Here is an 18,537-nt window from a genome sequence, read left to right as displayed (position 1 = left end):
AAAAGACCGCATAACAATTGCGGTCTTTTGCAGTCAGTGACTATTTTTTAAAATTTCATATTTAAACTTGAGCAACTTCACGAGCAATCACCAAACGTTGAATATCCGAAGCGCCTTCATAAATCTGGCTTACACGAACATCACGATAAATTCTCTCTACAGGGAAGTCACTGACGTAGCCATAACCACCATGAATCTGGATCGCATCTGAACAAACTCGTTCAGCCATAGTTGATGCAAAGAGTTTCGCCATTGAGGCTTCTTTTAAAATTGCCGCGTGCAAAACTAGCTGATGTGCAGCTTCAATCTGAGTTGCCATATCGGCTAAGCGAAAACCAACCGCCTGATGCTGAACCAGCTCCACACCAAAGGCCTTACGTTCATTTGCATATTGCACGGCTGCATCAAAAGCCGCTCTTGCCATACCAACAGATTGAGCAGCAATCCCAATACGTCCAGCCGCTAAATTAGATAGCGCAATTTTATAACCTTCACCTTGCTGCCCTACCAAATTTTCTAAAGGAATTCGGCAGTTCTCAAAAGTAATTGTTGCTGTGTCTGAAGCATGTTGCCCCATTTTGTCTTCAATACGAGTTACCAAGTAACCTTGTGTATTAGTCGGTACAAGAAAGCACGAAATGCCTTTTTTACCAGCTTGTTTATCTGTAACCGCAAACACCAAAGCCACTTGGGCATTTTTACCGCTGGTAATAAATTGTTTTACACCATTGAGTACCCAATGGTCGCCATCTCGCTCGGCTTTACATAGAATTGCGCTCGCATCGGAACCGACATGTGGCTCAGTTAAACAAAAGCATCCTAGCCATTCGCCAGAGGCAAATTTTGGCAAATAGGTTTGTTTTTGCTGCTCTGAACCGTATGCGAGTGTAATACCGCAAATCAAAGAGTTTTGTACGCTTACGATTGTCGAAATAGCACCATCGCCTGCGGCAATTTCTTCAATTGCAAGCACCAAAGATACATAGTCCATTCCCGCACCACCCCATTCATTTGGAACGGTCATACCCATAGCACCTAGTGCACCTAAATCTTTTAACTCCTGAGCATGAAACTCATGGGTTTTATCACGATGTGCGGCTGTTGGTTTTAGCTGATTTTGCGAGTAGTTACGCATCATCTCCTGAACCATACTTTGTTCAGCATTTAGAATCATTCAAATCCCCTTATTTTTATTATTTTGCTGCCATACGAATCGCACCATCTAGACGGATGACTTCACCATTTAAATATGAGTTTTCAGCAATATGCCCAACTAAACGAGCAAATTCTTCAGGTTTTCCTAAACGCGATGGATATGGCACCATTTGCCCCAAAGCATCTTGTACATTTTGTGGCATACCCTTAAGCATTGGAGTTTCCATAATTCCCGGTGCAATGGTCATAATGCGAATGCCATGTCGCGCAAGCTCACGTGCAATTGGCAATGTCATGGCAACAATAGCGCCTTTCGATGCTGAATAAGCTGCCTGACCAATTTGACCGTCGAATGCTGCAACGGAAGCAGTGTTTACAATAACGCCACGGTCTTCTTCACCTTCTTCAACCGTGTTTTTACTCATTGCATCTGCTGCAAAACGCAACATGTTAAATGTACCTGTGACATTAATTTGCAATGTTTTTGAAAATAACCCTAAGTCATGAACACCTTCACGGCCAACTACTTTTGCAGAAGGGCCAATACCCGCACAGTTCACTAAGCCATGCAAACGACCATGTTTTACTAAAATATTTTTAAAGAACTGTTCAGCAGCAGCTTCATCGGTTACATCAAGTTTTACGAAGTCAGCTTTTGACCCTAATTGTTTTACTTGCTGCTCGCCTGCTTCTACATTCATGTCGACCAATGTGACTGAAGCATCTTGCTTTACCAAATACTCAGCTGTGGCAGCTCCTAAACCAGAGCCGCCACCTGTAATCACGAAATGTTTCCCTTGAATTTTCATTATTTACTATCCTATAGAAATGTTCTTTAACTTTAGTTGTGAGAGTAAAAGTTGTTGTTTTCCGATACAATTTCAAAAAGCCTCAAAATGCTTGCAGCTTTTGATCAATCCAAATTTTAAATATGAAATATTTCACTTGAAATATATGAAGAAAATATGAGTCTTTGACATGGTTGTCCAATCTTCTTTAAGTAAAGGCACAATTTCTATTGCACTAGTACATGAAGCACTGAGTGCGGCTTATGCCAAAGGCCTAAATACACAAATAATTCTAAATAAAGCAGGCATTCCCGCTGAATTACTGATGTCTCCAAAGGCTCGTGTGCCTGTTACGACATATGCCCAATTATGGATAGAACTTGCTAACGCCATGAACGATGAATTTTTTGGCATGGACAGTCACCCCATGCGTCGTGGCAGCTATAAGTTATTGACTAAACTTGTCAGTACGGCCGAAACTTTAGAAAAGGCCCTCTACGATATTTTGAAGTTTTTTAACTTTGTGCTTGATGACATGCGCGGAGAATTAATACGAGATCAAGAAAAAGCTTATTTGGTGATTCATGATCGTGAACAACCTAAACGCATGTTTACCTATGCAACCTTTTTAATATTAGTACACGGACTTATGTGTTGGTTAGTAGACCAACGAATTGGCTTAAATAGTATTAGAGTACGTTGTCCTAAACCGAACGATATTCAGGATTATCTCGTACGTTTTGGTGAAGATATTCAATTTAATGCCGAGATAAATCGAGTTGAATTCGATGCTCACTATTTAGATATTAAAATTAAAAAAGATAAAAAAGCGCTTTATGATTTTTTAGAACAAACCCCACAAAATCTTTTAGTTCGCTTTAAAAATGAAAATGCCTTGAGCGTTCTTATTCGTCGTCATTTATTGAAACTTCATCCTGCACAATGGCCCGAACTTAAAGATGTTGCACAACAGCTCAATATTTCAGAAGCCACCGTTCAACGCCGGCTGAAACATGAAGGAGTCAGTTATCAACAAATTAAAAATGAAATCCGCTGTGATATTGCGGTTAAACGTTTAAGTAAAACGAATGATTCAATTCAAGATATTAGTGAAGATTTAAGCTTCCAAGACCCTAGCGCCTTTCATCGTGCCTTTAAAAAATGGACTGGCGTCAGTCCAGGTGCGTATCGAGATAATTTAACTGTCCACAAGCAATAAAATCCACACTCAACGAAACTTAAGACATACAACCTTAAGCTTATGATATTTATGTCTTTTAAATTCAATATTTCAGATAAGTGTATTACTTAAAACTTAATAATCACTATAGAAACAGTAATTTATAATTTTATTTAAACTTTTATCTTTCAATCTGATTTATAAATCAAAATAACTAAGTTTGTAAGCCATCAAACGCGTGAAAGGATTATCTCCTATTTCATTTCGGTTCTATTTTTATTATGTCTTTAAAATCAAAATTTTCTTTATCAAAGACTTTGTTGGCATCCACATTGGGGTTTGTATGTGCTTCATCTGCTTTTGCAGCAATTCCGACTACCCTTAAACTTGATTATGCTTACTACGCACCAACCAGTTTAGTTGTCAAAGATCAAAAACTTCTTGAGAAAGCACTCCCAAATACTCAAATTAAATGGGTTTTTAGTCAAGGCAGCAATCGTTCATTAGAATATCTCAATAGTAATAGCATCGATTTTGCTTCTACCGCTGGATTAGCAGCTGTATTAAGCCGAGCAAATGGTAGCCCAATTAAAACTGTGTATGTACAAAGCCAACCGGAATGGACCGCCCTTGTTGTTGCAAAAGACTCACCGATTAAAAGCTTAAAAGACTTAAAAGGTAAGAAAATTGCAGCCACCAAAGGCACAGATCCATTCTTATTTGCACTCCAAGCGCTAGACACAGTAGGCTTAAGTAAACGCGATGTACAGCTGGTTCATTTACAACACCCAGATGGAAAAACTGCCTTAGAACGCGGTCAAGTAGATGCTTGGGCTGGACTTGATCCGTTAATGGCATCAGCTCAAATTCAGTCTGGTGCCAAATTGCTTTATCGTAATGTTGGATTTAATAGTTATAGCGTACTGAGTGTTAAAGAAGACTTTGCAAAGCAAAGCCCTGAAGCGGTAGAAGCCGTTATTAAAGCCTACGAACAAGCTCGAAAGTGGGCAAAAGCCAATCCAGATAAAGTGGCAGCACTTTTAGCTCAAGAATCAAAACTTCCTTTACCTGTAGCTAAGCTACAACTGAGCCGAACTAACTTTGATCAAAGCATTCCATCGGCAACTCAAGCACAAGCGCTAAAACGTTCTGGGAAAATTTTGACTGAAGAAGACTTGGTTAGAAAAGGCACCAATGTCAATCAAGTGGTTGACCAATTGTTAGACCCACGTTTTGCTCAAAAAGTCGTGAAATAATATATGAGTGATTCATTTAACAAAGCTGAGCTAAATCACTTCTTAGCTCAGCAAGCTTTAAAATCTCAGAAAAAGCATTTAAACAATAAATTTACATGTTGGTTTAAAGCACTGCTCATTCCCGTAATCTTTTTAGTGGGTTGTGAGTTTTTAGTCAGAAATGGCTACGTCGATGCTTATTTACTACCCGCGCCAAGTAGTTTGTGGCAATCTTTTTTGGATTTAGCTCACAGTGATCTTTTTGCACATATTTATATTAGTACATGGCGTGTTTTAGTAGGTTTCATTGTAGGAAGTGGTTTAGGGTTAATTTTTGCAATTTGGGTTGGATTAAGTAAAGAGGCAGAAGCTTATTTGGAACCAACTTTTTCAGCAATTAAATCAATTCCAAGTCTTGCATGGATTCCATTGTTATTACTTTGGTTAGGAATTGATGAAGGTTCTAAAATTACATTGATTGCAATCGGAGCTTTTTTTCCAACCTATACCAATACAGTTGCAGCAATTCATAACGTAGATAGAAAACTGATTGAAGTTGGAAAAGTTTATCGGCTTAATGCTTTTCAGCGTATTGTATCTATTATTTTACCGGCAGCATCTCCGGGCATTTTAACGGGTTTACGTAACAGCTTAAGCCTTTCTTGGATGTTTATGATTGCAGCTGAACTGATTGCAGCCACTCAAGGGATTGGCTATTTGCTCAGTGATGGTCGAGAAACATCCCGCCCTGATATTGTCATTATTGCAATTATTTTATTGGCCCTATTGGGTAAAGTAACTGATAGCTTAATGAAACTTATAGAAAACTGGTTATTACGTTGGCGTGATACGCTACAGAATTAACTTTAAATCCAGCATGCTAAAGTGACTCGATCATTTTGGCCATAGTCTTGAATGGTTTTAATCTGGCTAAAACCATGCTCAGCAAATATATTTCGAACAGCCTGTCCCTGATCATAACCATGTTCAAGTGCAATCCAGCCTTGTGGTTTTAACCAGTTTTTTCCTTGGGCAATAATAATTTCAATATCAGCCAGTCCCTGCTGATCTGCTACCAATGCACGGCGTGGTTCTGTTGCAAGTGCCTGCATGTGTTCATCTTCAGGGTCAATATACGGCGGATTAGAAACAATTAAATCAAATTGCTGTTTGTCTAAAGCATCAAACCAAGCACCACAAGCAAATTTCACTTGTTGTAATCCATGGGTTTGCGCATTCTCTTTTGCAACTTCTAAAGCAGGTGCATAAATATCAGTTGCCGTTACTTGCCAATCTGGACGCTCACTCGCTAACGCAAGCGCAATTGCGCCTGTCCCCGTTCCCAAATCAACAATATTTGCATTCTTTGGCAAGTTTAGATTTAAAACAGTTTCAACCAAAACCTCAGTATCAGGTCGTGGCACTAAAGTATCGGAAGTCACTTTTAAGTCGAGTGTCCAAAATGGCTGTGAACCTGTTACATAAGCTAAAGGCTCACCCTTTTGAATACGCTCAAGCCCAGCCAAGTAGTCTTGCTCTTGCTGGACAGTTAGCTCTTGCTCAAGTCTAAACTTTAATTCAAGCGAATTGATTTTTAGAAAATGCTCAAGTAACCAAGCATTTTCCTGACGTTCATAACTGTCAGACTCACCACGAATTGCAAGCGCTTGAGCAATGTTCATTAGCCGCCATTTTCCTGAGCAAGCATTGCAAGCTGATCTGCTTGATATTCACGATGCAAGCTATCAAGTAATTCAGTTAAATCACCTTCCATAATGGCATCTAACTTATATAAAGTGAGGTTAATACGGTGATCAGTCATACGACCTTGCGGGTAGTTATACGTACGAATACGTTCAGAACGGTCACCAGAACCCACTAAATCACGGCGCATTTCAGAAGTTGCTGCATCAGCCGCTGCACGTTTTGCATTTTCTAAACGTGATACTAACAAGGCCATCGCTTTGGCTTTGTTTTTATGCTGTGAACGTTCTTCTTGGCACTCAACTACTGTACCTGTTGGAATGTGGGTAATACGTACCGCCGAATCGGTTTTGTTAATGTGCTGACCACCTGCACCAGATGCACGGTAAGTATCAATACGTAAATCTGCTGGATTAATTTCAACGTTGGTATCAACATCAATTTCAGGCAAGATTGCAACTGTACAAGCAGAAGTATGAACACGACCTTGTGACTCAGTCGCTGGAACGCGTTGCACACGATGCGCACCACTTTCAAACTTCAACCGACCATAAACGCCATCACCATCTACACGGCAAATGACCTCTTTAAAGCCACCATGCTCACCTTCATTTTCAGAAAGTACTTCAATACGCCAATTTTGTGTCTCGGCATATTTACTATACATGCGGAATAAGTCGCCAGAGAAAATTGCAGCCTCATCACCACCCGTTCCGGCGCGAATTTCTAAATAAGCTGCATTAGAATCATTTGGATCTTTTGGAATCATCAAAATATTGAGCTGGCTTTCTAACTCTCCAAGCAACTCTTTATTCGCTTGAATTTCTTCTTCTGCCATATCTTTAAAGTCAGGATCAGACTTCATCAATTCAGCAGTTTCAATATCTTCTTCTGCTTGACGGTATTTGCCCCAAACTTCGGTAATTTCAGATAAATCACTATGTTCACGAGACAATTTACGGAAACGTTTGTTATCGGAGATGACTTCCACATCTGCAAGCAACGCGGTAAGTTCTTCATGTCGATCACAGAGTTGATCAAGTCGTAAACGGAGTGACGCTTTCATAAGAGGAAATATCTCAAAAGTCCAAAAAGCTTATCGAACGCTATATAAATAGAAGATAAGCAAAATCGTAAAAATAGCGCATAGTTTACAGATTATGCCGCTCAAATGACATATATAATCAGCCAATTCATCAACTTTCACAGTAAGTGGCAACTTATAAATATAATGATTTCAGATGAAATTTATTTACTCGCCTCTAATTTAGCTTTTTTATAGAAATTAATACGTCACCTTTTTCACCCAATCCAGCAATAGAGGCTTTATTCATAAAACCTCTTTACCATGTCTATTTATTTTAATTTTTCTAATAATGTTTTACCCACCAGAACAGCCGAGGCTGGATTTTGTCCCGTAATAAGTTCACGATCCACCACTACATTTGGAGTCCAAGCATTCGTATTACTTTGATATTTACCACCAATTAACTGTAATGCCGTTTGTGGATAGAACTTCATTTCACCACCTTTTAACAAAGCCTTTGCTTGTTCTTCTTCTTGGTTACTAATCACAGTCATCCGATAGTTCTTATAAATCCACTCCCCAGTTTTTACGGTTTTGCCTTGCTCAAGTTGCTGAACAACTTCAGAAGCATTCGGTAAAGTAGACATTAATGCAATAGGGCCATGGCAAACCAGAGCTGTAGGTTTTCTAGCTTTATGAAAAGCTGTCAGAACTTTCCCAAGTTGTTTATCTTTTAATAGATCTTGCATAGGTGCATGTCCACCTGGAATATAAATAGCATCAAACTGATCTATGCCAATTTGCTCAATACGAGACAGGCTTAAAACTGGAGAAGCTTGAGGCGACGTTAACTTTAGATCATGCAATAAACCCGCATATTGTTTTAATGCTTTTTCGTCTTGATTAAAGTACATCGCACTATTTGATGACTCATCTAAGGTTGGGGCTTTTCCTTGTGGTGTAGCGAAAGTTACTGTGTGCCCTGAATCTAAAAGCATTTTTGTAGGCTGCATCAACTCATTTAAATAAAAGCCTGTTTTAAAAATATGACCATTTTTCAGCTCTAACTGCCCTTCATCAGACAATACAACTAATACATGGGCAGCATTTGCACTTAATGCTGCTGAAGCGGTAACTACTGCAAGCATTATTTTATGTAGAGATTTCATTATTTAACCTTCATTCCAACCTTGTGCTGGATTTATAACTGGGATGGATATATTCTATTTTTGCCAGCAAGGTAGAAAAATAACCACACTTACAAATCTTTTTTGCGTTTGAGGACAAAATGTCTCGTCAATTTGACCATCTTGCCGATGTTGAAGTGTTTTTAATTGTGGCTGAAAAGCTTTCTATTAGTGCAACTGCAATTCATTTGTCCACAACGCCTTCAGTCATTAGTAGAACAATTACACGGCTAGAGAAAAAGTTGGGTATCCAGTTTTTTAGAAGGACCACTCGTCATTTAAGCTTGACTGAAGCAGGTCAACTTTATTATGAGAAAATGCAGCACGCCTTTCAGCTAATCGACCATGCAGAACGTGTAATTCAAGGCGAACAACTGCAAATTTCTGGGAAAATCAAATTAAGTGTTCCTACAACTTATGGACACTATCGTTTACCACCCTTATTAGAAAAATTTCTTTTGCAATATCCAGACATTCAAATTGAAATCAGCATCTCTAATCGCAATGTTGATTTAATTGCTGAAGGTTTTGATTTAGCTATTCGCCAAGGCCATCTTCCTAATAGCTCTCTTGTAGCCAGACCGCTGGAACTTGCCCCTCTTCAACTGGTTGCTTCACCTAATTATTTAAAACGTATGGGTATTCCTCAAACCTTGGAAAAATTAAATCATCACCAATGTATTGCCTTTGAATTACCTAGCAGTGGTAAGGTCATTCCATGGTTCTTTAAAGATATAGATCAAGAAATTCAGTGGACGCCAACAAATCGGATTTTAGTAAAAGAAGATATTTTAGGCGTAGTTTCTCTTGCTGAAAGTGGATTAGGGATATGTCAGAGTTACAGCTTTATTGTTAATGAAAAAATTCGACAAGGAAAATTACTACCTTTGCTCGAGGCTTATGCAGGTCACACACGTCCCTTCTCTTTACTGTACGCACAACATAAACATATGTCTTCTGCCACAAGAGCTTTGATCAATTTTCTCTGTTCAGATGGCGAATAATGAACTCATTAAAACTAAATGAGACTCATATTTATCTATATGAGTATTAAACATTCTATTTTAATAGAAAACATACAAACCTGACACTAAACTACAATAATGAATTGATGGTTCTCCATATTTTAAGAAACGTGTTTTGTTACATTTGCCGTAACAAAAGATATAGGGTCCTGCTGCTAAGGACACGGAGTAAAAAATGAAATTAAATGCTTGGTTATGTAGCGCTGTTTTAGCAACTTCTATGGTTACTGTAGCTCATGCTGACAATACAACACATGTAGCAGCCGCTTCTGCTTTAGGCAGTGTCGCTGGTACTGCAATTGGTAAAAGCATGGGTGGTACATCTGGCGCAACAATTGGTGCTGCTTTAGGTGGTGCTGGTGGTGCAGCAGTTGCAAGTGACCGTCGTCACCGCACAGAATCTGCAATTGGCGGTGGTTTAGGTGGTGGTGCTGGTTATACCGTTGGTAGAAGCATGGGCGGTACAAATGGTGGTTACGTTGGCGCTGCGTTAGGTGCTGCGGGTGGTTCTGCTCTAGGTAATAAGATTTCTAAAGACCGTGATGCTGACAGATCTTCTAAGCACTGGAAGAAAAAACACCGTCGTCATCACTAATCAAATTTGATGAAACATCACTAAGCACCTTCGGGTGCTTTTTTATTAGGATCAATAAATATTCACCAGATCTCTTTTGCTCAAGATTTATCCACAAATTAATAGAAACAATACAAACAGACACAAAACTAGCGTATCGCCTTTGGGGTTCTCCATAATTATCACGAAATTTTTGATTACATTTATCTCAAGATAAAAATACTGTCCTTCTCAGTAAAAAGGACATGGAGCTGCAAGATGAAAATGAATATTTGGTTAGCTAGTGCATTAATTGCAACATCGTCTATGGTGACAGTTGCACATGCAGATAATGGTACCCGTGTTGCTGCAACCTCTGCGTTAGGTAGTGTGGTTGGTACAGCAATTGGTAAAAGCATGGGCGGCACAACAGGCGCAACAATTGGTGCAGCTTTAGGTGGTGCTGGTGGTGCAGCCGCAGCTAGTGACCGTCGAAATCGTACCGAAGCTGCCATTGGTGGTGCTTTAGGTGGTGGTGCTGGTTATACCGTCGGTAAAAACATGGGCGGCACCAATGGTGGTTACATCGGTGCAGCGGTAGGTGCTGCGGGTGGTTCAGCGCTAGGTCGTAAAGTTTCTGAAGATCGTAACTACGATGATCGCTATGATCGTGGTAGCCGTTATGATCGAGATGATCGTAGATATGACGATGGTGACCGTCGTTACTATAGTAAAAGTGGCCATCATCGCCGTCATGACAATGGTTTACACCGCGGCTGGTATAAAAATCGCTAATTTACATATGAATCAAAAGAGCACCTTCGGGTGCTTTTTTATTGAGAGATAAAAGTTAATATCGAGAAAAAACGATATACATTCCCCCTTATATATCGTAGTATTTCGATATACCCTTATTCGAGAATATCGCATGCGATCACTTCAAGATACCAAGTTTTCAATTTTGGAACTTGCTCCTATTCGTAATGATAAAACCATCGAATTTTCGTTACGCCACGCATTAGAGTTAGCTCAACATGCAGAAAAATTAGGTTATGAACGTTTCTGGCTTGCAGAACATCACAACATGGATGGAATCGCAAGCTCTGCTACAGCCGTCCTACTCGGTTTTATCGCAGCACATACACAGCATATTCGTTTAGGTTCAGGCGGCATTATGCTTCCTAACCATGCTCCTTTAGTTGTCGCAGAACAATTTGGAACACTAGCTACTTTATATCCAAACCGTATTGAACTTGGCTTAGGCCGCGCTCCTGGTACAGACCAACTCACCATGCGAGCTTTACGTCGTGGTCATCAAGAAACAGAAGATCAATTTCCAAAAGATGTTGTCGAAATCCTAAAATATTTTGACGCTCCTCAAGCAGGACAAAAGATTATTGCAACACCAGGACAAAACACACATGTTCCTGTTTGGTTACTTGGGTCTAGTCTTTTTAGTGCGCAACTGGCGGCAAAACTTGGACTTCCCTACTCATTTGCATCTCATTTCGCACCACGTATGTTAGGTCAAGCGATTCAGCTCTATCGAGAGAACTTTGAGCCTTCTGAGTACTTAGATAAGCCTTATGTTTCAATGGGTGTGCCTGTTGTTGTGGCAAATACAGATGAGGAAGCTCAGTTCTTAGCAACGAGTGCGTACCAACGTGTATTAGGTTTAATTCGTGGCGAAAGTTTAAAGCTTAAACCACCGGTTGAATCAATGCAGGGATTATGGAATACAGCAGAACAGCTTTCTGTTGAAAATTTCTATGCAATGGCGCAAATTGGTTCTGTAGATACAGTTCGCTCTGGTTTACAAAAACTTTTAGCGACATACGATATTGATGAATTTATTTTCACATGTGATGTATACGATACAGCTAAACGTTTAGAAAGTTTCACACAACTCATGAACGTAAAAACAGAACATTAAACTCCGCTTCGCCTTCCCATACTTGAATTGATTTCGAGTATGGGATGACCATCTATCTGAAAAGACTTTACCCTGACTTCCTGCTTGGTTATTTATATTAAAACGATAAAAACATCATGATTTAAAAACCAAAAGGACTTTTGGAAAAATGAGTATTAATATTAAAAATAAGGCTTCAAAATCAGTAATTTTTCAAAATACCTCTCAAGATTTTGAAGACTTTATTGGTCAAGTGATTCCGTCAACCTTAATTAAAGAAATTGATTTTTCACATTCATCTGTCGCGATTATTGGTACAAATCAAGAGACTGTGACCCATCTTGAAAAAATCTGCCAACAAGCAAAGTTTGTGACCGTATTTCAAATCACACCTCACTTTATTTTGCCCCACAGTCAAATGAGTACAAATAAGTTAATTACCCATCCACTCATTATCAAAAACCGGAGATTATTTAACAATCGAGTAAAAAGTCTTTTGGCCTTACGTTTTCTTGACACTCAGATTAGTGAAACATGGCTTAAGCGCCTTTTAACACCTAATATGGCAACGACTAAAAAAGTATTTTTTAAATCTGATAGTTATTATGCTGCACTCCAAAAATCCAACTGTAAATTACAGACTTGGCCCATTGTTAAGATAACCAACACCTCAATTCAGAGCATGGATGGTGTAGAACAACCTGTCGACATTATTATCAGAATAACTGCATAAAAATAAAAAAAGCATGGTTTTTAGGCCATGCTTCTTTATTTACTCATATTTTTTAAAATTGCCATGGTCATCGTAATGCAAAATAATGCGTTGTTTCTTTTGCAATTCACTTAACATCTCGGGACTAACCGAAAATTGGGCTGCTAGCAGTTCAACAGAACTATTCGGTGCTTTCGTCCGACGGTCTTCACCACTGAACCTAATCCAGTTATAACTCGCCCACAAAATTAAAATGAGCGCGCTAATTCCAATGAGTAATGCTAAATGAAGTAAGGTCTTAACTTCTGATATATGGTCAACCCAGACATAATCATAAATTAAGTGTCCTTCAAAAACCCATAAGAACAGCGAAACTAATGGAAATAGCAACCACATCAAACAAAACCAACCAATGGTTTGTAATGTGTAGTTTGCCGTTTTATTTTTGACGTATTCTGGCTGGTCAATATATTCAGGGATATCTAAAGTCTCTATATCCTTATTTTCCTCAGGTTTCATGGGTTATCTCCACGGAAGCCTCGATCTGGGCTTACCCAGCGGGCACGTTTTTTAGTGTTAAATAAAGTTTTTGGTACCGCAACGACACTTGTAAACAAAGTCAGTAGCCAGAAAAATAACGGATACCAAATCACCCAAAAATAATTTCTAAAGAAGCGACTACGATCATAGCGCTGATCAATCCACAAACTTACCAAAAACTGGATCAAACATGTTCCACCGAGTATTACGCCGTACCACTGTGGCATAAGCGTTTTGATCTGCCATTGCTGAGGCAACTCAATAAATAATCCCACAAAAAATAGCGTAAAGATCAGAATCATGACATAAGACCAGACAATACTGACTAGTGCCTCAATCATGACTGGCCACATTCTGCGAACACGCAATTTGAACATTTGTGGAATATATTCTATAAGAACCTCTACCCCACCTTGTGCCCAACGAAGGCGTTGCTTCCATAACCCTTTAAATGTCTCAGGCATATAGATATAACAAAGCGCTTGTGGAATATACTGAATATCCCAATGGTCGAGCTGTAGCTTCCATGAAATATCAATATCTTCGGTAATTTTATCGTCTGACCAAAAACCGACTCGAACGAGTGCTGTTTTACGGAATGCGGCAATCACACCAGACACTGTAAAAATACGACCATATGTACGCTGTGCACGTTTGATCAAACCAATAATCGAAGAAAACTCACCAACCTGTAATTTTCCTAAAATACTAGATCGATTTAAAATTCGTGGGTTCCCCGTTACAGCACCAATCCGCGGGAAGTTAATAAATGGCTGCATTAACCAAAGTACAGCATGCGGATGTAACAATGCATCACCATCGATACAAACAAGATATTCGTATTTACTGACCAGTACTCCCGATCTTAAAGCTACAGCCTTACCCTGATTTTCTGCTAAGTGTACAACCCGAAGTCGCGAATCTTGCACTGACAATTCATCAAGGATTTCAGCTGTCCTGTCACTACTTCCATCATTAACGGCGATCACTTCAAAATTAGGATATTTGGTTTGCAGTGCATAACGAATTGTTTGGCGCACTTGGGCTTCTTCGTTAAAACACGGAATAATAATACTGCATCCTTCGCTGGTGGGTTCAGGAAGTGCTTGTTCACGGTATTCTCTTTTAAAGAAGAACCAGAGTCCGCCTACCATCCATGTCCAAGCCATCAGTAAGGGATATAAAAAGGCAAAAGCAAATAGAATATCGAGTAATACTCTCATTACTTTTTCCCCTCTACCAATCCAGCAAATGGCTGATACATCACAGGACTAGCATTCAGACTAATCGGATTATATAAATATTGATGGACATCTTTTGACTTTTCAAAGTTATAGCCATCAATACCAAATTTCTGAATCCCTATACGCTGAATCGAAAAAAGTCCTTGCTGTACTTCTTTCCAAGCCGTTTTTTGCGAGTTTTCTGGTAATTCTAAAGTCAGCATTATTCTTTGCTTATCATTTTCATCAAGTGTATTTAAAAGCATTAACAACTGATTAAATTGCTTTTTCTTGCCAATTATATTCAACTTCAAATTGACTAAATCATGTTGTAATAAAAGCGTTTTTAGAAGCTCAGGTAGATTTTCCACATGATCTAAATCAGGTGTAAGCAATAAACTAAACTGTGCCTGATTACTCATATTTAAATAAGGTTTGATCGCTTTTTTAGTCAATTGACTCAGTTGTGCAAGCTGTTTTGATTGTTCAATACAACTGCTTTCTTGCACTGTTATTTTTTGCATTGCACAATTTAAAGATGTTCCCGCATTAAGCTGAACACCGCTTAAATTACTGTTAAATCGTGCAATATCTTTTGCCAAATCTACAGTTAAAAATGGCTTATCTTTTTGAGGATAAGCAGGCAGCTCTAATATTACCGCTTGGCCCGCACGAGTTTGAGCCTGCCATAAACTACGATTTAGAATATCTTGTTGAACAGACATTTTATTTGTAGGGAAATAAGCAACATCGTATTGCCCATCACCATCTTTATCTTCTAAAGGTTTTAAGATTAAAGCATTATTTTTTAAGCTATACAGTTTTGACAACAACTGCCCTAGTTTTTCATCGGTCTGAGCATTTTGTGGAGCTGCTAACTGCTTTAAATCCATACTTACAAAGTGACGCGGTTGCTTAAATAAATCTGACTCTTCGAAATTCAGAATATTTAACATACCTTCGGTGAGCTGTTCGGCTGTAGGGTTACCTATAATCAAGCTCCGTTTAAATGTTGAATCACTCACACGATTCATACCATCACGCCCCAAACTGAAAGAAAACTCAAAGCCTGCTTGCTGCGCTAGTTTTTCCAGTTGCTCATTCACAGCGCCATAAGGCCAAATAATTGCTTTCGGATTAACACCAACTTCTTTTTTCAAAGCGGCGTAGGATTTTTTCAAATCCTGCAAAATACGTTGTTGATATTCTGCATCTGTTTCATAACGTGATTGCGATTTTAAATAGGCATAAGAAGTTGCAGCCGGTTGCTCATTGCCTTGAGGATTGGCCAATACACCGTGATGTAAATCGTCACTATGGCTTGCAAACTCGGCTAACCCAGATGCTTGCATTTCACGAACTTGAGCCCAGTTCACCAAGTTACCTTGACCATAGGCTTCATAACCAGCTTTTGTATTACAATTTAACCAACTGGTTGGAAGCGCAAAAACTGCTGGAATTTTATATTGCTTAAGTAAAGGAAATACTCGGCTATAACTACTCAACGCGCCATCATCAAAAGTAAGTAAAATAGAGTTATGTGGCAATTCCTTACCTTGTCGGCGGGCCTCCTCAATATCTTTTAAACGAATCGGCTTCCAGTCAGATTGACTAAGCCAATCGAAGAATTGTGCCAAATTATTGGTCTGAATCGCATAGACATCCCGGTCGCCTTCTTTTAGTACGTCATCTCGCACATCATGAAAAGTTAAAGAAACCGTATGATTCTTTGGTAGTTCAGTTTCAATGCGGGCATGAGAAAATTGTACGGGTAATAATGTTGAAGCAAATACACAGCTCAACATTTTTGACTTCATATTATTCATTAAAAACGCCCTTCAAATCCGAAAATACCATAGGTATGTTGTTCATCATGACCATCGTATGGATGGTATTGCCAACCAATTCCATAATTAAGTTGCCAAGTCCGTGAGAGCTGCCATTGATGTTGATATTGCAAAGAATATGTTGGCCGAGCTGAGTAATCTGCTTGTTTATAAAGCCCGACACCAGCTTCAAAATGCTGTTTAAATGAGCGTTCGTATTCTCGCCAAGTGACCCAGTCATGGCTTAAATTCAACTCAGCACTGTAGTGATTGCTTGGGCTAAAATAAGCAGTCTGATCTTGGCTATTGCTGCCATAAAATCCACGAACGGTTCCGTAAGTAATGTGGTGAGGCGCATCAAATAATCGCTCGCGCCAAAAAGTCGAAAATTCTTGTTGTTTATTACCATCACTTATATCAGTTAGACCGTAACTCGCCCCAATTTGGCGTGACTCATCTTTTTGCCAAGTCAAAGCAGCACGGTAAGCTTGACCATCCTCACCAGCGTCAATTGCTTGTAATGGAATATTAGCCTGACTGTCATATTGCAATTGATATTGCCAGTGGTCATTTAACCATTGCGACCAATCAAGACGAACACCGGCTTGTCCACCATCTGTACTTTGCGACAAAATTGCCGACAATGCCTTACGGTTCGCTTGCCATTCAGCCCCGACACCATAACGTTGGTCATGAACATCGCCAAAACGATACTCTCCGAAACGATCTTGATGCCAAGCGAATAAACGATAATTATCTTTAATCCACGGGCTATTAACACGAGTTTCCATTTCGCGGTCTTTTAAACCATTCTGCCCACTCACAGAATCGCTACTATCTGCCTTACTTTGTCCCCAAGTCGTTGAATGCGAAATGGTTGGTCTATTACGGTCATCTAACTCTTTTCGACTTTTAATTACGCCACCATCTTCAGGGTAATATTCCAAAAGACTTTCAGTATTTTTACGCCATTCCGGAATGTCCCCTAAAGCCTGAGCATTTTGCATCTGGTTAATTCGAGTATCTTTGGCAACTGGTGTTAAACCATTTAAACGAGAAATAGTTTGCTTGGACTGTAGAGGTTTATCTCTCCAACGCTCAACACGAGCCAGATTATTAATTAAACCTTCATTGGCAGGCGCAAGATCTAGTTGTTTCTGAAAATGCTTTTCTGCTTGATCAAGATGATTTGCATAAGCTAAATGCATGCCCTGTAAATTAATATAATCATCACGATCGGGATGACTTGTTTTGTCTACCCCTTTTGCCTGACTATATTTATACATCGGAACAAGTCGATCAACCTCACTCAAAAGTTGTTCAGCTTGTTTATACTTTTCTTGTTCAATATACGAATAATACAATCCAGTATATACCGTCATATCTGGATAATTTTTTTCAGTAAGCAAGGTTTTAAAAGCAAGTTCAGCTTGTTGTGGTTGTCTTTCAGCTAAATGACTATCAGCTATCGCATGGCGAATATAGGCAGGTAGTTTTTCTAGAGGTACATTTAATTTAGTAAATTGATCTAATACTGTACGGCTGCGCCCGCGGAAATCTAACCCATAAATATAGTCATAATGGAATCTTAAATAATTAGGATCTGACGGTTGAATCAAAGGCTGCATTTGCTCGCCTTGCTTCAACACAGCATCAAGCTCAGCAAAAGCTTCACTATCCGCCATACCTTCCCGATTCAAATATTTATAACGAGCAATAGCATTATTTACACGTTGAGAAAATTCACTGACTTGTAGCCAATGTTGTAACGATTCTGTTTGTGGATTTTTATCGCTGGCAAGCAATAATTGCTGCGCCTTGTTATAAGCCCCCACAGCCGCTAAGTCATAACTGTATTCTTGTAAAACTGCAAAAGACTTCGGCTGCTGCTTATATGCTTGTTCAATTACAGATAAAGCATCTACAGGCGAATTGATGAGTCGATATGCATAGGCGATTTGTACAAGTTGATCAGTCTTCAGATTTTTAGTATTAATTTTTGCTAACTGTGCTTTGGCATTTACAACATCTTTAGCTTCAGCATATAAAACTGCTAACAAAATCTGCCCATCAGGCGTTTTTTGAATATTAAATTTATTCGACCAATCAATCGCATTTTTAAAGTGTTTAAAATCACGAAAATTACGTATTAAAGGTAGCTGTCCATATTCTGGAAAACTAACCAAATTAATATTCGCTAGATGCTGAGAAAAATTTACAAGATCTTTTTTTTCATTTGACATTACAACTAAATAATCAGCTAGCAATTTTTGATCATGTGGATAGGTTTTTAGCAATTGATCCAGTTGACATATTGCTTGGTGAGTTTGTCCAGTTTTATAAGTGTGAATAGCCTGCTCTCTCAATTCATCCACTTGAGCAGCATATAAATTAAGAGGCAAGATGTATACCAATGAAAAAACACATTTTTTTAGCATTTTGATAATCGGATAGTCCCATATCGAGGTGG

Annotated in this window: 17 protein-coding genes; 8 read left to right on the top strand and 9 right to left on the bottom strand. The window is 39.0% G+C overall.

What is annotated here, in order from left to right; genetic code table 11:
- Positions 1–61: 61 nt before the first annotated feature.
- Positions 62–1,174 carry an acyl-CoA dehydrogenase family protein gene (locus tag NL42_RS14845; protein WP_461313321.1) on the bottom strand — a complete coding sequence of 371 codons (1,113 nt, stop codon included), beginning with the start codon at positions 1,172–1,174 and terminating at the stop codon, positions 62–64.
- Between the two features lie 19 nt (positions 1,175–1,193).
- Complete coding sequence (locus NL42_RS14840; RefSeq protein ID WP_461313320.1) at positions 1,194–1,964, bottom strand: 3-hydroxyacyl-CoA dehydrogenase; 771 nt, start codon at positions 1,962–1,964, stop codon at positions 1,194–1,196.
- 169 nt (positions 1,965–2,133) lie between these two features.
- Between NL42_RS14840 and NL42_RS14835 the strand changes: the two genes are divergently transcribed.
- From NL42_RS14835 to NL42_RS14825, 3 genes are all read left to right on the top strand, one after another.
- Positions 2,134–3,162: an AraC family transcriptional regulator gene (locus tag NL42_RS14835; protein WP_461313319.1), complete on the top strand. Its 1,029-nt coding sequence runs from the start codon at positions 2,134–2,136 to the stop codon at positions 3,160–3,162.
- 242 nt (positions 3,163–3,404) lie between these two features.
- Entirely contained in the window at positions 3,405–4,379 is a 975-nt protein-coding gene (locus NL42_RS14830; RefSeq protein ID WP_461313318.1) for an aliphatic sulfonate ABC transporter substrate-binding protein, read from the top strand.
- Between the two features lie 3 nt (positions 4,380–4,382).
- A complete protein-coding gene (locus tag NL42_RS14825) occupies positions 4,383–5,222 on the top strand; it encodes an ABC transporter permease (RefSeq protein WP_461313317.1) in 840 nt (279 codons plus the stop codon).
- A 2-nt stretch (positions 5,223–5,224) separates the two neighbouring features.
- Here the strand turns inward: NL42_RS14825 and prmC are convergent, their stop codons facing one another.
- The 3 genes from prmC to NL42_RS14810 form a co-directional block, all read right to left on the bottom strand.
- A complete protein-coding gene (gene prmC / locus NL42_RS14820; protein WP_461313316.1) occupies positions 5,225–6,040 on the bottom strand; it encodes a peptide chain release factor N(5)-glutamine methyltransferase in 816 nt (271 codons plus the stop codon).
- Positions 6,040–7,128 carry a peptide chain release factor 1 gene (prfA, locus tag NL42_RS14815; protein WP_198495502.1) on the bottom strand — a complete coding sequence of 363 codons (1,089 nt, stop codon included), beginning with the start codon at positions 7,126–7,128 and terminating at the stop codon, positions 6,040–6,042. The genes prmC and prfA overlap by 1 nt, the downstream gene beginning before the upstream one ends.
- 290 nt (positions 7,129–7,418) lie before the next feature.
- The gene (locus NL42_RS14810; protein ID WP_461313315.1) at positions 7,419–8,258 is read right to left on the bottom strand and encodes a type 1 glutamine amidotransferase domain-containing protein; all 840 of its coding nucleotides are present in this window, start codon (positions 8,256–8,258) and stop codon (positions 7,419–7,421) included.
- Between the two features lie 119 nt (positions 8,259–8,377).
- Between NL42_RS14810 and NL42_RS14805 the strand changes: the two genes are divergently transcribed.
- From NL42_RS14805 to NL42_RS14785, 5 genes are all read left to right on the top strand, one after another.
- On the top strand, positions 8,378–9,280 hold the full coding sequence (locus tag NL42_RS14805; RefSeq protein WP_461313314.1) for a LysR family transcriptional regulator: 903 nt from the start codon (positions 8,378–8,380) through the stop codon (positions 9,278–9,280).
- Between the two features lie 196 nt (positions 9,281–9,476).
- Positions 9,477–9,896: a glycine zipper domain-containing protein gene (locus NL42_RS14800; RefSeq protein WP_005039626.1), complete on the top strand. Its 420-nt coding sequence runs from the start codon at positions 9,477–9,479 to the stop codon at positions 9,894–9,896.
- 237 nt (positions 9,897–10,133) lie between these two features.
- Entirely contained in the window at positions 10,134–10,649 is a 516-nt protein-coding gene (locus tag NL42_RS14795; protein WP_461313313.1) for a hypothetical protein, read from the top strand.
- A 133-nt stretch (positions 10,650–10,782) separates the two neighbouring features.
- Positions 10,783–11,787, top strand: coding sequence for an LLM class flavin-dependent oxidoreductase (locus NL42_RS14790; protein WP_461313312.1), 1,005 nt, complete (start codon positions 10,783–10,785; stop codon positions 11,785–11,787).
- A 148-nt stretch (positions 11,788–11,935) separates the two neighbouring features.
- A complete protein-coding gene (locus NL42_RS14785; RefSeq protein WP_461313311.1) occupies positions 11,936–12,499 on the top strand; it encodes an NAD(P)/FAD-dependent oxidoreductase in 564 nt (187 codons plus the stop codon).
- A gap of 39 nt (positions 12,500–12,538) precedes the next feature.
- On the opposite strand, the gene pgaD is transcribed toward NL42_RS14785, so the two are convergent.
- From pgaD to pgaA, 4 genes are read right to left on the bottom strand one after another with little or no spacing between them, the layout of a single operon-like run.
- Positions 12,539–12,997: a poly-beta-1,6-N-acetyl-D-glucosamine biosynthesis protein PgaD gene (gene pgaD / locus NL42_RS14780; protein ID WP_461313310.1), complete on the bottom strand. Its 459-nt coding sequence runs from the start codon at positions 12,995–12,997 to the stop codon at positions 12,539–12,541.
- Entirely contained in the window at positions 12,994–14,241 is a 1,248-nt protein-coding gene (gene pgaC, locus NL42_RS14775) for a poly-beta-1,6-N-acetyl-D-glucosamine synthase (RefSeq protein ID WP_461313309.1), read from the bottom strand. The genes pgaD and pgaC overlap by 4 nt, the downstream gene beginning before the upstream one ends.
- Positions 14,241–16,067, bottom strand: coding sequence for a poly-beta-1,6-N-acetyl-D-glucosamine N-deacetylase PgaB (pgaB, locus tag NL42_RS14770; RefSeq protein ID WP_461313308.1), 1,827 nt, complete (start codon positions 16,065–16,067; stop codon positions 14,241–14,243). The genes pgaC and pgaB overlap by 1 nt, the downstream gene beginning before the upstream one ends.
- Positions 16,067–18,505, bottom strand: coding sequence for a poly-beta-1,6 N-acetyl-D-glucosamine export porin PgaA (pgaA, locus tag NL42_RS14765; RefSeq protein WP_461313322.1), 2,439 nt, complete (start codon positions 18,503–18,505; stop codon positions 16,067–16,069). The genes pgaB and pgaA overlap by 1 nt, the downstream gene beginning before the upstream one ends.
- Between the last annotated feature and the right edge of the window lie 32 nt (positions 18,506–18,537).

It is taken from the genome of Acinetobacter sp. GN11 (genome assembly GCF_054823985.1).
This window is presented reverse-complemented; position numbering and strand designations above follow the sequence as displayed.

Coding starts and splice junctions, on each gene's coding strand:
- NL42_RS14845 (WP_461313321.1), bottom strand. CDS start 1,174: ATGATTCTAAATGCTGAACAAAGTATGGTTCAGGAGATGATGCGTAAC.
- NL42_RS14840 (WP_461313320.1), bottom strand. CDS start 1,964: ATGAAAATTCAAGGGAAACATTTCGTGATTACAGGTGGCGGCTCTGGT.
- NL42_RS14835 (WP_461313319.1), top strand. CDS start 2,134: ATGGTTGTCCAATCTTCTTTAAGTAAAGGCACAATTTCTATTGCACTA.
- NL42_RS14830 (WP_461313318.1), top strand. CDS start 3,405: ATGTCTTTAAAATCAAAATTTTCTTTATCAAAGACTTTGTTGGCATCC.
- NL42_RS14825 (WP_461313317.1), top strand. CDS start 4,383: ATGAGTGATTCATTTAACAAAGCTGAGCTAAATCACTTCTTAGCTCAG.
- prmC (WP_461313316.1), bottom strand. CDS start 6,040: ATGAACATTGCTCAAGCGCTTGCAATTCGTGGTGAGTCTGACAGTTAT.
- prfA (WP_198495502.1), bottom strand. CDS start 7,128: ATGAAAGCGTCACTCCGTTTACGACTTGATCAACTCTGTGATCGACAT.
- NL42_RS14810 (WP_461313315.1), bottom strand. CDS start 8,258: ATGAAATCTCTACATAAAATAATGCTTGCAGTAGTTACCGCTTCAGCA.
- NL42_RS14805 (WP_461313314.1), top strand. CDS start 8,378: ATGTCTCGTCAATTTGACCATCTTGCCGATGTTGAAGTGTTTTTAATT.
- NL42_RS14800 (WP_005039626.1), top strand. CDS start 9,477: ATGAAATTAAATGCTTGGTTATGTAGCGCTGTTTTAGCAACTTCTATG.
- NL42_RS14795 (WP_461313313.1), top strand. CDS start 10,134: ATGAAAATGAATATTTGGTTAGCTAGTGCATTAATTGCAACATCGTCT.
- NL42_RS14790 (WP_461313312.1), top strand. CDS start 10,783: ATGCGATCACTTCAAGATACCAAGTTTTCAATTTTGGAACTTGCTCCT.
- NL42_RS14785 (WP_461313311.1), top strand. CDS start 11,936: ATGAGTATTAATATTAAAAATAAGGCTTCAAAATCAGTAATTTTTCAA.
- pgaD (WP_461313310.1), bottom strand. CDS start 12,997: ATGAAACCTGAGGAAAATAAGGATATAGAGACTTTAGATATCCCTGAA.
- pgaC (WP_461313309.1), bottom strand. CDS start 14,241: ATGAGAGTATTACTCGATATTCTATTTGCTTTTGCCTTTTTATATCCC.
- pgaB (WP_461313308.1), bottom strand. CDS start 16,067: ATGAATAATATGAAGTCAAAAATGTTGAGCTGTGTATTTGCTTCAACA.
- pgaA (WP_461313322.1), bottom strand. CDS start 18,505: ATGCTAAAAAAATGTGTTTTTTCATTGGTATACATCTTGCCTCTTAAT.